The following is a 13,339-nucleotide window of genomic DNA, read 5'->3' on the forward strand; positions in this document are numbered from 1 at the left end:
TCAGGTGGGCTGGAAGTGACTGCGTTTAGACTACCCGATGGCACTCGGTGGTTGTGACGAGGGTGTGAAGCCTCAGGCCCCGTCTCCGTCCCCCCGCGGCGCGCGATCGCGCGGCTCCGCGGCCTCGTCGGCAGCGCCGTTTTCGCCCGCTGAGCCGCCCGAAGAGGGTGATCCACCCTCGACATCGGAAGGATCCGCCGTCGGGCCCTCATCCTCGGCTTGTGTCTCTTCTGTGGACGCCGTGGCACCCGGGCTGACGTAGGGGATCTTCGCCGTGACGACCGTGTACAGCTCGACCACCAGGGAGACGATCACCTGCACGAAGAGAGTGACGAGGAACACAGGCAGGGAGTAGAAGTCCTGTTCCCGGAGCCAGAGCAGGACCAGCGCGAGCAGACCCATCTTGACGATCCAGCCACCGAGCAGGACGACCTGCAGCAGTTCCGGTCCGCGGCCGGCCACGAGGTACAGGGCCGCGACGGTGGTGGCGGTGAAGACCACGCCGATGGCGACGGCCACGAGCGCTCCCCATAGCCCCGGCAGGCCGGCGGCGAGCAGGCCGACGACCGCACCCACGACGGCGATCGCGGCGCCGGCCAGGAGCAGCCGCCGCAGAACCTTCTTGATGAGGTCCAGCACCGCCGCGGTGCGGATGTACTTGTCGTTCAGGAAGGTCGGTTCGCTCACGGGAGTCTCTCGGTCTACTGGTGCGGCCGGGTGTCGGTCGGAGGGTCAGGGGCCGGGCGGGTGCGCGACGGGCTCGTCGGCGTCCTGGGTCGCTCGGTCACGACCGGGTCGCAGCGCCGCGAACGGCAGCCTGGCCACGGTGATGATGGTGGCCAGCAGGGCGCCGGCGACGAAGCATGCCAGCACCACCCAGACCGGGAACACGATGAGGGCGGCCGCACTGAAGGCGACCACCGCGGTCCACACGTACATGATCAGGACCGCGCGCCGGTGCGAGTGGCCGTGGTCGAGGAGCTTGTGGTGCAGGTGGGTGCGGTCGGCGTGGAACGGTGACTTGCCGCTGAGGAGCCGGCGCCCGGCGGTCACGGTCACGTCGATCAGCGGCAGCAGCAGCACTGCCACCGGGAGCACGATCGGCACGTAGGCGGGCAGCGCCTGCTCGGTCTCAAGGACCGCGGGGTTGATCTGACCGGTGACCATGATGCCCGCGGCCGCCACGGTGAGGCCGAGCAGCATCGCCCCCGAGTCCCCCATGAAGATCCGCGCAGGGTGGAAGTTGTGAGGCAGGAACCCCAGGCACACGCCCACCACGGACGCCATCAGCACGGTCGCCAGGTTCGAGAAGTCGGTCGGGTTGTTGTTCACGGTGAGCAGGTAGGTGTAGACGAAGAACGCGATCCCGCCGATGGCGACCACCCCGGCGGCGAGGCCGTCCAGGCCATCCACCCAGTTCACGGCGTTCACGGCGATCACCACGACGAGCACGGTCACCAGCAGGGACAGCCGCGGCGAGCCGATGACCAGCCCGAAGATCGGGAACTGGACGAGTTGGACGCCCTGCCAGGCCATCAGGCCGGCGATCAAGACCTGCCCGACGAGCTTCGTGATCCAGTCCAGGTCCCAGATGTCGTCGGCGGCGCCGAGCAGGCACACCAGCGCGCCACACCCGAGGATCGCCCACGGCACGGTGCCTGCGAACACGTCCTCGAGGAACGGCATCCGGGAGGCCATCACGAACGCCACCGCCAGGCCCGCGAACATCGCCAGGCCACCCATGCGCGGGGTCGGGACCGCGTGCACGTCGCGCTCCCGCACCGGTGTCACGGCACCGGTGCGTTGGGCGATCAACCGGGCGAGCGGGGTCGCCAGGTACGTCGCCGCGGCGGCGATCGCCATGATGAGGAGGTAGAGCCTCACGGCTGGGCGGCACCGGGTTCGGACTGCGGTCGGCCCGCCGTGGCGGCGTCGCCCGCCTCGGTCTCGTCACTCTCGACGGCGTCGCCCACCTCGGCCGTATCACTCTCGACGGCGTCGCCCACCTCGGCCGTGTCACTCTCGACGGCGTCGCCCACCTCGGCCTCGACGGTCGCCAGTTCCTCGTCGTCGAGGATCTCGGGCACGATGGCACCGAGGTCCTCCCGGCTCAGGGCGCCCTCGCGCACGATCCGCAGGCTCTCACCGGTGGCGTCGACGATGGTGGAGGGCACACTGCCGCGGGCCGGGCCACCGTCGAGGTAGACCTTCACGGTCCGCAGCAGCTGGTCATACGCCTCGGCGGCGGTCTGCGCGGCGGGGTTGCCGGTCTTGTTCGCGCTCGAGACCGCGAGCGGGCCGGTCCGGCGGAGCAGGTCGAGGGCGACCTCGTCGTCCGGCATCCGCAGTGCGACGGTGCCGTTGGTGTCGCCGAGGTCCCAGTGCAGGCTGGGCTGGGCGCGCAGGATCACCGTGAGCGGGCCGGGCCAGAACTCGGTCACGAGTTCGCGCACCGACTCCGGAATCTCGGTGGCGAGCCCGTCGAGCGTGTTCAGGTCCCCGACGAGCACGGGCGGCGGCATCTGCCGGCCGCGGCCCTTGGCGCGCAGCAACGCGGCCACGGCCTTCGGGGTGAAGGCGTCCGCGGCAATCCCGTACACGGTGTCGGTCGGCAGGACCACCAGCCCGCCGCTGGCGAGCGCCTCGACGGCGGCGTCCAGGTGTGGCCCGCGCTCGGCGGCGTCGGTGCAGTCCCTCAGTTCTACGTCACTCACGCGGGCGAGTCTTTCATGTCCGGCAGCACATCGGCACCGACCGGACCGGCGGCACGGTGTGTCCGCGGCGTGGGAAGGTGTCCTGGTGACGACCACCACCCGCCCGGCACTGCCGAAGGTACTCACCCGGCTCGCGTTCGCGGTGGCCGTCATCGTCCAGCTGCTGGCGCTGTACTGGCCGCGGGTGGACCTTCCGGGCGACGGCGTCCCCGGCACCGACAAGGCCGTGCACGTGCTGATCTTCGCCACCGTGATGGCCACCGGACTCCTCGCGGGGATCCCAGGGAGGTGGCTCGCGCTCGGGCTCGCGGCGCACGCGGTCCTCAGTGAGCTGATCCAGCACCTCGTGCTCCCCGAGCGCAGCGGCGACCCGCTCGACCTCGTCGCGGACCTGGCCGGCATCGCCCTCGGCTGGTACGTGATCACGTACGTCCGACGGCACAGCACCGCCCGGTCCCCGCAGAGCCCCTGACCCCCGGACGGTCGACGGCCGGGTCAGCGTCGGGTCGCGACGACCATCCGATCGCGGCCGGTCAGGTCCGCGACGGTGTGGATGTCGGTGAAGGCATCGGTGGCGTCGACGTCGGCGCGCACCGCCTCCGCCTGCACCTCCGCGTGTTCCATCACGAACGTCCCGCCAGGGCGCAGGAGCCGCACCGCCGCCCACACGACGGCGCGGGGCACCTCGAGCCCGTCCGCGCCGCCGCCGTAGAGGGCGAGGTCCGGGTCGTGATCGCGGACCTCGGGATCGATCGGGACTGCGTCCGGCGGGATGTAGGGCGGGTTCGAGACGAGCACGTCGACGGCGCCGTCGAGCTCGGCGAGCAGGCTCGCCTGGCGCACGTCGCCGGCCAGGACCCGCACTTCGAGGCCGAGGCGGTCGGCGTTGGCGCGGGTGAGCGCCACCCCCTCGGGTGAGAGCTCCACAGCCGTGACCCGTGCACCCGGGACCTCGTCCGCGACCGAGAGCGCGATCGGGCCGCCGCCGGCGCACAGGTCCACCACGACCGCGGCCGCTGCGCCCTCAGCCGACGGGACCGCGCCGGACGGGACCACGCCCGTCGGGACCGTGCCCGCCGCGGCCAAGGCTTGTGCGGCGTCGATCGCCACCTGCGCGACCGTCTCCGTCTCGGGCCGCGGCACGAACACGCCGGGCCGCACCGTCAGGTCGAGGTGCCGGAACGCGGCGGTCCCGGTGATGTGTTGCAGCGGCTCCCGCAGCCGGCGGCGCTCCACGAGCGCGGCGTACCGCGCGGAGAAGTCCGGGGGCAGCGGGGGCGCCATCACCAGGACCAGGTTCGGTACCCCGAGCGCGTGCCCGGCCAGCGCGACGGCGTCCACCCGCGCCGAGGGCACGCCTGCCTCCGCGAGCACCGCGGTCGCCCCGGTGACGAGGGCGCGAAGGTCCGGCGAGCCCGGCGAACCCGGCAGGTCCGGCGAACCCGGCAGGTCCGGCGAGTCCGGCACGGCCTCAGCCACCCGCGGCGGCCAGCCGCTCGGCCTCGTCCAGTTCGATGGCGGACGCGATGACCGGGCCGAGGTCGCCGTCGAGGACCTGGTCGAGGTTGTACGCCTTGTACCCGGTCCGGTGATCGGCCACCCGGTTCTCCGGGTAGTTGTACGTGCGGATCCGCTCGCTGCGGTCCACCGTGCGCACCTGGGATCGGCGCACCTGCGCGGCCGCGGCCGCGGCGGCCTCCTGCTGGGCGGCGAGCAGCCGGGCGCGCAGCACCCGCATCGCCTGCTCCCGGTTCTGCAGCTGCGACTTCTCGTTCTGCATCGAGACCACGATCTGGGTGGGCACGTGGGTGATCCGCACGGCGGAGTCGGTGGTGTTCACGCTCTGCCCGCCGGGGCCGGAGGACCGGTACACGTCGATCCGCAGGTCGTTCGGGTCGATCTCGATCTCCCCGGCGTCCTCGACCTCGGGGAACACGAGCACGCCCGCCGCCGAGGTGTGGATCCGGCCCTGCGACTCGGTCACCGGCACCCGCTGGACCCGGTGCACCCCGCCCTCGTACTTCAGGTGCGCCCAGACCCCCTCGGCGGGGTCGGTGGCCCGCGACTTCACCGCGACCGAGACGTCCTTGTACCCGCCCAGGTCGGATTCGGTGGCGCCGATGATCTGCGTGGACCAGCCCTGCCGCTCGGCGAACCGCAGGTACATGCGCAGCAGGTCGCCGGCGAACAGGGCGGACTCCTCGCCACCCTCGCCGGCCTTCACCTCGAGGATGACGTCGCGGCCGTCGTCGGGGTCGCGGGGCACCAGGACGTGGCGCAGGCTCTCGGCGGCGGCGTCGGCGGCCTCGCGCAGCGGGGCCACCTCCTCGGCGAACGCCGGATCCTCGACCGCGAGCTCCGCGGCTGCGCCGGCGTCCTCCTCGGCCGCCCGCCAGGCCCGGTAGGCCGCGACGATCCTTCCGAGCTCGGCGTACCGGCGCCCGAGCGAACGGGCCCGCGCCTGGTCCGCGTGGACGGCTGGGTCAGCCAGGGCCGACTCGATCTCGGCGTACTCGGCCAGCAACGGGTCGACGACCGCGAAGTCCTCGCTCATGCACTTCCTCCTGCTCGATCACTCCCCTGGCGTATGCGGAACCGCCGGGGTCGCTAACTGAGCTCGGAGGATGCCGACGGGTGGCCCGGCGTCGTCTTCTGCACGGTCAGCAGGAACTCCGCGTTCGAGCCGGAGTCGCGCAGCTTCGACTGCAGCAGCTCGATCGCCTGCTGCTGGTCGAGGCCGCCCATGACCCGGCGGAGCTTCCAGATGATCTTCAGCTCCTCGGAGGAGACCAGGATCTCCTCACGACGGGTACCGGACGCGTTGACGTCGACGGCCGGGAAGATCCGCTTGTCCGCGAGCTGGCGGGACAGCCGAAGCTCCATGTTCCCGGTGCCCTTGAACTCCTCGAAGATCACCTCGTCCATCTTCGAGCCGGTCTCCACCAGGGCGGAGGCGAGGATGGTCAGCGAACCGCCGTGCTCGATGTTGCGCGCGGCCCCGAAGAACCGCTTCGGCGGGTACAGCGCGGACGCGTCGACACCGCCGGAGAGGATCCGGCCGGAGGCCGGGGCCGCCAGGTTGTAGGCGCGGGAGAGCCGCGTCAACGAGTCGAGCAGCACCACGACGTCCTGGCCGAGCTCGACCAGACGCTTGGCCCGCTCGATCGCGAGCTCCGCGACGATCGTGTGGTCGGTGGCCGGCCGGTCGAACGTGGAGGAGACCACCTCGCCCTTGACCGTGCGCTCCATGTCCGTGACCTCTTCGGGCCGCTCGTCCACGAGCACCACCATGAGGTGCACCTCGGGGTTGTTGGCTGTGATGGCGTTCGCGATCTGCTGCATGATGATCGTCTTGCCGGCCTTCGGGGGCGCGACGATCAGGCCGCGCTGGCCCTTGCCGATCGGGGCGACCAGGTCGATGATCCGGGCCGTGATGAGGTTCGGCCGGGTCTCCAGGCGCAACCGCTCCTGCGGGTACAGCGGGGTGAGCTTGCTGAACTCGGGCCGCTCGAGGGCCTCCTCTGCCGGCGCGCCGTTGACCGTGTCCAGGCGGACCAGCGCATTGAACTTCTGACGCTGGTTGCCGGCGTTCTCGCCCTCGCGGGGCTGACGCACGGCACCCGTGACGGCGTCGCCGCGACGCAGGCCGTTCTTCTTGACCTGGCCGAGCGAGACGTACACGTCGTTCGGGCCGGGCAGGTAGCCGCTGGTGCGCACGAAGGCGTAGTTGTCGAGGATGTCCAGGATCCCGGCGACGGGCAGCAGCACGTCGTCCTCGCTGATCTCGATCTCGTCCTCGCCGGTGGACTCGCCACCCCGGACCGGACGGCGCTTCCGGTCCCGGTCACGATCCCGGTCCCGGTAGCGGTCCCGGCCGCGGCGCCGACGGGAGCCGCGCTCATCGTCGTCGTCCGAACCGCCGTTGTCGCGCTCACCGTCGCCACGTTCGGTGTCGATCCGGCGGCCCTCGGGCAGCTGGATGTCGTCGAGGGACGGGCGGCGCTGAGCCTGGTTGCGGCCCTGCTCCGGCTGGCCGTTGCGGCTCGAGGTGTCCTCGCCGCGCTCGGGCACGAGTGCGGACAGGTCCAGCTGCGGCTGGTCGCTGTCGGTGGCGCGCCCGCGCTGGCGGGACCGCGGCGCACGGGACTCCTGCGCCGGAGCAGCGTCGGACTCGGTGCGCTCCTGCGGGCGCGAGGCGTCCCGCTGCGGTGCGGTGGCTCGGCGGCTGCGGGTGGTGGTGCGCTGCTGCGCGGCGCTGCCCGACGGCGGGGCCTCGGTCACGACGTCGGCCTGCGGCGTGGCGGTGTCCCCGCTGCCGTCAGGGCCCGCGGCGCGCCGTTGGCGCTGCTGGGGGGCCTGCGTCCGGCCGGAGCCCGCACCGTCGCGGGAGCGCTCGGCCGTCGGCGCCTGAGCGGTCGGTGCCTCGGCGGTCGGTGCCTGGGCGGTCGTGGGCTGTGCGGTCGGCGCCGCCGCGGTCGCCGGCTCGGCCGAGCGGGCTGCGGGCTGGGCGTCCTGCAGTTCCGGTGCCGCGGGCTCGGTCGAGCGGCTGCGCGCCGGACGGCGCGTCGGCGCACCGTCGGTCGCAGTCGCAGCGCCGGCGTCGCCGCCGGAGCGGGCCGCCCGGATCGCGGTGACGAGGTCACTCTTGCGCATCTTCGCGGTGCCCTTGAGCCCCAGCTCGGCAGCGAGCGCTTGGAGTTCGGGCAGTCGCAGCGAGGACAACGCACCGCCTCGACCGGAGCCGGTCGAGGTGTTGATCGTTTCGGTCACGGGGTTCCTTCCCCCTAGATGTGCCGGGCCGTGCCCGGCGAGTACTGACTCCGGGTCTCGGACCCGGGTGGTTTCCGCCACGCGCCGACGCGACCGGGCAGGTGCTCGGGAGCGAGGTTCGGGGCGGTGTCATCACGTGGGCCGTGCGGGTACGCATCAGGCCCGTCGATGCGCGGCCAGCCTACCACCGCGGCTGGTTGGAGCTCACGGATTTCCGCCACGTCGGGCGCGAGTCCGCGGCCGGACTCACCGAGCCAGGATCTGGGCTCCGTCGCGGTCGATCCGGGGGTGCAGCACCCGCCACCGGCCGGCCAGTTCCGCCTCCAGCTCGGGACCGACATCGGCCAGCACGAGGACGCTCGGACCCGCACCGGAGATCACCGCCGGCAAGCCACGCTCGCGCAGCCGGTGCACGAGCGCGACGCTGGCCATCATCGCGTCCGCCCGGTGGTCCTGGTGCAGCCGGTCCTCGGTGGCCGCCATGATCAGGTCCGGCCTGGACGTCAGGGCCAGGGTCAGGAGCCCGGCCCGGCCGGCATTGAAGGCGGCATCGGCATGGGCGACCGTGCGCGGGAGCGCGGCCCTGGCCCGGTGGGTGGCCAGCCGTTCGGTGGGGATGAGCACGGTACAGGCGATCTCCGGGTGCACCTCGATCCGGGCGGCCCGCGCCTCCGGTCCCATCCACGCGATCGTCGCCCCGCCGAGCAGCGCCGGCGCCGCGTTGTCCGGGTGGCCCTCGAACTCGGTGGCCAGTTCCAGTACGGCGCCGTCCGCCAGCGCGTCCGGGTCACCGATCAGCGCGCGGGCGGCAACCAGCCCGGCGACCACGGCACCGGCGCTGGAACCCATCCCGCGGCCGTGCGGGATCGCATTCACGCACCTCAGGTGCAGGCCTGCCTGCGGCGCCCCGGCGTACTCCAGGCCGGCCCGCAGCGCGCGCACCACAAGGTGCGTCTCGCCGTCGGGCACCTCACCGGCGCCCTCGCCGGTGACCTCGACGGCGGTCGCACCGGTCGTGGCGCGCACGTGCACGACGTCGTGGATCCGGTGGGCGAGACCGAACGCGTCGAAGCCGGGTCCGAGGTTGGCGCTGGTCGCGGGGACGCGCACCGAGGCCTGGTCGTACAGCAGGCGCATGGCGTCAGTTCAGACCGAGGGCCCGGGCGGCGGCGTCGACGTCCACACCGATCACCCGCGGCTCGATGACGGTGTCCCCGAGCGCCGTCGCGGTGTCCTTGAGCCCGTTCCCGGTGACGGTGCAGACCACCTGCGCGCCGGCGGGGACGTCGCCTGCCTCGGCGCGCACGAGCAGGCCGGCCACGCTCGCCGCGGACGCCGGCTCCACGAACACGCCGACCTCGCGGGCGATGAGGGCCTGTGCGTCAAGGATCTGCGCGTCGGTGACGGCGTCGATGCGCCCTCCGGAGTCGTCCCGAGCGGCAACGGCCAGGTCCCAGGAGGCCGGGTTCCCGATCCGGATCGCGGTCGCGACCGTCTCCGGGTGCTCGATCGGCACGCCCTTGACGAACGGCGCGGCGCCCTCCGCCTGGACGCCCCACATCATCGGGGTCCGGGACGCGAGACCGTCGGCGGCGTACTCGCGGTAGCCCATCCAGTACGCCGAGATGTTGCCTGCGTTGCCGACCGGCAGCACGTGGATCTGCGGGGCGTCGCCGAGCGCGTCGACGACCTCGAACGCGGCCGTCTTCTGCCCCTGCAGCCGGTACGGGTTCACCGAGTTCACGAGGGCGACGGGGTAGTTCTCCGCGAGCGAGCGCACGATTCGCAGGCAGTCGTCGAAGTTGCCGTCCACGGCGAGCAGCGTGGCCCCGTGCACGATCGCCTGGGCGAGCTTGCCGGCCGCGATCTTGCCCTGCGGCAGCACCACGGCGCAGCCGAGGCCCGCACGGACCGCGTACGCGGCGGCGGAGGCGGAGGTGTTCCCGGTGGAGGCGCACACGACGACCTCCGTACCGGTCCCGGCGACCTTGCTCATCGCCATCGTCATGCCCCGGTCCTTGAAGGACCCGGTGGGGTTGGCCCCCTCCACCTTCAGGTGCACCTGCGCGCCGGTGGCGGCGGACAACGACGGCGAGTGCACCAGTGGGGTGCCGCCCTCGCCGAGGGTGACCACCGGGTCACCGTCCTCGATCGGCAGACGGTCGGCGTACTCGGCGATCACGCCGCGCCAGGGCTTGGCCATCAGATTCCTTCCACGCGCAGGACCGAACTGATCCGCAGGACGACGTCGAGCGTATCCAATGCCGCGAGGGTCGCGGCGAGCGCCGACTCGCTCGCCTCGTGGGTGCCGATGACCAGCTCGGCCGGGCCTCCGGGCAGGCCCTGCTGGCGGACCGTCTCGAAGGACACACCGTGCTCGGCGACGGCGGCCGCGACCTCGGCGAGCACGCCCGGCCGGTCCGCGATCGCCATCCGGATCTGGAAGCGGGTGTGGATCTGGTCGGCTCCCAGCGGCGTCAGTTCGGCGTACCGCGACTCGGACGGCGCCTTGCCGCCGCTGACGCGGTTGCGCGCGGCGGCGACGAGGTCACCGAGCACGGCGCTCGAGGTGGCCACGCCACCGGCGCCGGCACCGTAGAACATCAGGGTCCCGGCCGCCTCGGCCTCGACCAGCACCGCGTTGAACGGCCCGCGCACGTTGCCGAGCGGGTGCTCGACCGGCACGAGCGCCGGGTACACCCGGACCGCCACGCCCGCGCGGCCGTCGGGCTCGCGTCCCTGTTCCGCGACGGCGAGGAGCTTGATGACGTGCCCGGTCTGCGCCGCGGAGGCGATGTCCTCCGGGGTGATCGCTGTGATGCCCTCGGCGCTGACGTCCGTGAGCGCGATCCGGCTGTGGAAGGCGAGCGCCGCCAGGATGGCCGCCTTCGCCGCGGCGTCGAGACCTTCGACGTCGGCGGTCGGGTCCGACTCGGCGTACCCGAGGTCCTGGGCCTGGCGCAGGGCCGCGGCGAAGTCCAGCTCGTTCGTGGTCATCTCGTCGAGGATGTAGTTCGTGGTGCCGTTGACGATGCCGAGGACCCGGTTGATCCGGTCCCCCGCCAGCGACTCGCGGACCCCGCGCACCACCGGCACCGCGCCCGCCACGGCCGCCTCGTAGAACAGGTCCACGTGCGCGGCGTCCGCGGCCTCGTACAGCTCCGGCCCGTGCTTGGCCAGGAGTGCCTTGTTCGCGGTGATGACGCCGGCGCCGGTGCGGAGCGCCTCGAGGATCAGGGTCCGGGCCGGCTCGATGCCGCCCATCACCTCCACGACCAGGTCGGCGCCGGCGATCAGCGCGGCCGGGTCGTCGGTGAGCAGGTCCCGGGGCACGACCGGGTCCCGCGCGGTGTCCAGCGAACGGACCGCGATCCCGGTCAGCTCGAGGTCGGCCCCGGTACGCGCCGAGAAGTCGGCGGTGTGCTCGAGGAGGCGGCGGACCACCTCCGTACCGACCACGCCGCAGCCGAGGACGGCGACACGCAGGGAGGCGGGGGCGTCGTTCATGATCTCCTTCGGCGTGCACACGCACGCACTGTTTCGCTCGGGGGTTGCCTCAGGATAGGACTCCGCGGCGCGGTTGCGGGCAGGGCGTCGAGGAGTGGACACCACCCCTCAGCCCATGTCGAGGGCGAGCACATCCTCGATCGTCTCCCGCCGCACGATCTCGCGGGCCTGCCCGTCGGCGACGGCGACCACGCCGGCCCGCGGGAGCAGGTTGTAGTTGCTCGCCATCGATCGTCCGTAGGCGCCGGTGGCGGGCACCGCGAGCAGGTCGCCGGCGGCGACGTCCGCGGGCAGCGCCACGTCCCGGACCACGATGTCCCCGCTCTCGCAGTGCTTGCCGACGACCCGGGCGGTCACCGCGGGTGCGGTCGATGCACGCGAGACAAGCTCGGCGTGGTAGTCCGCGTCGTAGAGCGCGGTGCGGATGTTGTCGCTCATGCCGCCGTCGACGGACACGTACAGCCGGCTCCCGCCGTCGTCGAGGACCACCGGCTTGACGGTGCCCACGGTGTAGAGCGTGATCATCGTCGGCCCGACGATCGCCCGGCCCGGCTCGAAGGACAGCCGCGGCAGCGTGGTCCCGAGCGCCTGCGCCTCGGTGGCCAGCAGCCCGGCCAGGTCCGTGGCCAGGGCGGCCACGTCCACCCCCTCCTCGCCGGGGACGTAGGCGATGCCGAAGCCGCCGCCGAGGTCCACCTCGGGCACCAGCTCGCCGGTGCGGTCGGCGAACTCGGCCCGCAGGCCCAGCAGCGCGCGAGCGGCCTCGCCGAAGCCCGCCGGATCCAGGATCTGGGAGCCGATGTGGGAGTGCAGGCCGAGCAGGTCGAGCCGGTCGTCGGCGTGGATCCGTTCCATGGCGTCCAGGGCGGCCCCGCTGGCCAGCGAGAGCCCGAACTTCTGGTCCTCGTGCGCGGTGGCGATGAACTCGTGCCCGCCGGCGTGCACGCCGGTGGTGACCCGCACCATGACCGGCGCCCGGACCCCGAGCTCGGCGGCGATCGAGCCGACGAGCTCGATCTCGGGCAGGGAGTCGATGACGATCCGGCCCACGCCGTGGCCGAGCGCGAGGGCGATCTCCGCGGCGGACTTGTTGTTCCCGTGCAGGCCGATGTCCGCCCCGGGGATGCCGGCGGCGATCGCGGTGGCCAGCTCACCGTGGGCCGCGGTGTCGATGCGCAGCCCCTCGGCGTGCACCCAGCGCGCCACGGCGGTGCTCAGGAACGCCTTGCTCGCGTAGTAGACGTCGACATCCACGCCGAGCGGGGCGAACGCCCGGACGAACGCCTCCCGGTATCGGGCGGCCCGCGCGCGCAGGTCCGCCACGTCGAGCAGGAACGACGGCGTCCCGTAGGTCCCGGCGAGTTCGGTCACCGACATCCCGGCGAGGCGGAGCACGCCGTCGGTCACGGTCACGTTCGCGGGCCATAGCTGGGGGTCGGTCGGGTGCGTCACAGGTGCTCCGGAGCGTCGAGGCCGAGGATCGCCAGCCCACCGGCCAGGACCGGGGTGGCAGCGTCGTTCAGGCAGAGTCGGGATCGGTGCGCCGAGGTTATCGCCCCAGCGCCACGTGGGGTCACCCTGGTCGTCTCGAACCAGGCACGGTGGGCGGCAGCGGTGCGATCCAGGTGCGCGATCACCGGGTCGGGTCGGTGCGTCTCGTGGACCCGGGCGGCCGCATCGCGGGAGCCGGCGAGGCAGAGGATGAGTTCGCGAGCCCCGGACTCCTCGACCAGGTCCTCGAGCGCGGGCCCGCGAGCGACGTCGCCGGCCGGCCACGGCAGCACGCCGTGGGCGTGGGCGGACCGAGTGAGGTTGCGGGCGCGGGCGTGCGCGAGACGGGCCGCGGCGGCGCGCGCGGGCGGAACCGGGAGGCAGGTCGATGCGTCGAGAGCCGCCGGGGCACGGTGGGCGTCGAGCAGGTCCTCGACCACGCCCGCGAGCGCCGCGGAGGTGACCGACACCAGCACGTGACCGTCCCGTGCCCACGCGTCCGCGACGCCGTCGGCACCACGGACCTCCGCAGCCAGGGCGAGCGCCAGCGGCTCGGCGAGGTCCGCCCGGTCGAGCCGCTGGGCCAGGATCCGAGCGGCCGCGCTCGTGAAGTCGGCGCGCTGCCCGCGCGCCGTCGGGCGCTGGGCCCGGAACGCCCGCGGCTCGCCGGCCGCGAGCGTCGTGGCCGTGCCGGGCGGCGCGGCCGCGGAGCCCGTCAGACCGAGCAGCCGGACGCCGTCGGGCCGTCCCAGAATCCGGGCGAGCCCGGCTTCGAGGGCAACGCCCACCTCCTCCTGCCACACGCCGCGAGCGTAACGCTCGCGGCGTGTGCGACGGTGCCCCACCCGATCGACCCG

The 13,339-nt window shown here is 73.2% G+C and carries 12 protein-coding genes; 1 reads left to right on the plus strand and 11 read right to left on the minus strand.

Annotated features, from left to right (window positions below; genetic code table 11):
• Positions 1-72: 72 nt before the first annotated feature.
• The 3 genes from GKS42_RS18280 to GKS42_RS18290 are packed head-to-tail and all read right to left on the minus strand — an operon-like array spanning position 73 to position 2,714.
• Positions 73-687, minus strand: coding sequence for a Cg1360 family ATP-synthase-associated protein (locus tag GKS42_RS18280; RefSeq protein ID WP_154795123.1), 615 nt, complete (start codon positions 685-687; stop codon positions 73-75).
• 45 nt (positions 688-732) lie between these two features.
• Entirely contained in the window at positions 733-1,884 is a 1,152-nt protein-coding gene (locus GKS42_RS18285; protein ID WP_154795124.1) for an MraY family glycosyltransferase, read from the minus strand.
• The gene (locus tag GKS42_RS18290) at positions 1,881-2,714 is read right to left on the minus strand and encodes an L-threonylcarbamoyladenylate synthase (protein WP_232847733.1); all 834 of its coding nucleotides are present in this window, start codon (positions 2,712-2,714) and stop codon (positions 1,881-1,883) included. The genes GKS42_RS18285 and GKS42_RS18290 overlap by 4 nt, the downstream gene beginning before the upstream one ends.
• Before the next feature lie 85 nt (positions 2,715-2,799).
• On the opposite strand from GKS42_RS18290, the gene GKS42_RS18295 reads away from it, so the two are divergent.
• Complete coding sequence (locus GKS42_RS18295) at positions 2,800-3,186, plus strand: VanZ family protein (RefSeq protein ID WP_232847734.1); 387 nt, start codon at positions 2,800-2,802, stop codon at positions 3,184-3,186.
• A 23-nt stretch (positions 3,187-3,209) separates the two neighbouring features.
• On the opposite strand, the gene prmC is transcribed toward GKS42_RS18295, so the two are convergent.
• The 8 genes from prmC to GKS42_RS18335 all read right to left on the minus strand — a co-directional run bounded on the left by prmC (position 3,210) and on the right by GKS42_RS18335 (position 13,285).
• Positions 3,210-4,145, minus strand: a complete 936-nt coding sequence (gene prmC / locus GKS42_RS18300; protein WP_168218013.1) for a peptide chain release factor N(5)-glutamine methyltransferase — start codon at positions 4,143-4,145, stop codon at positions 3,210-3,212.
• A gap of 40 nt (positions 4,146-4,185) precedes the next feature.
• A complete protein-coding gene (gene prfA / locus GKS42_RS18305) occupies positions 4,186-5,268 on the minus strand; it encodes a peptide chain release factor 1 (RefSeq protein WP_154795126.1) in 1,083 nt (360 codons plus the stop codon).
• A gap of 53 nt (positions 5,269-5,321) precedes the next feature.
• Positions 5,322-7,484, minus strand: coding sequence for a transcription termination factor Rho (gene rho, locus GKS42_RS18310; protein WP_154795127.1), 2,163 nt, complete (start codon positions 7,482-7,484; stop codon positions 5,322-5,324).
• 246 nt (positions 7,485-7,730) lie between these two features.
• Positions 7,731-8,621, minus strand: a complete 891-nt coding sequence (thrB, locus tag GKS42_RS18315; protein ID WP_154795128.1) for a homoserine kinase — start codon at positions 8,619-8,621, stop codon at positions 7,731-7,733.
• A gap of 4 nt (positions 8,622-8,625) precedes the next feature.
• A complete protein-coding gene (gene thrC, locus GKS42_RS18320; protein ID WP_154795129.1) occupies positions 8,626-9,687 on the minus strand; it encodes a threonine synthase in 1,062 nt (353 codons plus the stop codon).
• Positions 9,687-10,991: a homoserine dehydrogenase gene (locus tag GKS42_RS18325; protein ID WP_154795130.1), complete on the minus strand. Its 1,305-nt coding sequence runs from the start codon at positions 10,989-10,991 to the stop codon at positions 9,687-9,689. Before GKS42_RS18325 ends, thrC begins: the two co-directional genes overlap by 1 nt.
• Before the next feature lie 108 nt (positions 10,992-11,099).
• Positions 11,100-12,443, minus strand: a complete 1,344-nt coding sequence (lysA, locus tag GKS42_RS18330) for a diaminopimelate decarboxylase (protein WP_232847735.1) — start codon at positions 12,441-12,443, stop codon at positions 11,100-11,102.
• Positions 12,440-13,285 (minus strand): DALR anticodon-binding domain-containing protein, encoded by an 846-nt coding sequence (locus tag GKS42_RS18335; protein ID WP_168217890.1) that lies wholly within the window; start codon positions 13,283-13,285, stop codon positions 12,440-12,442. Before GKS42_RS18335 ends, lysA begins: the two co-directional genes overlap by 4 nt.
• Between the last annotated feature and the right edge of the window lie 54 nt (positions 13,286-13,339).

This window comes from Occultella kanbiaonis, assembly GCF_009708215.1.
In the GTDB taxonomy this organism is placed as follows: Bacteria; Actinomycetota; Actinomycetes; order Actinomycetales; family Beutenbergiaceae; genus Occultella; species Occultella kanbiaonis.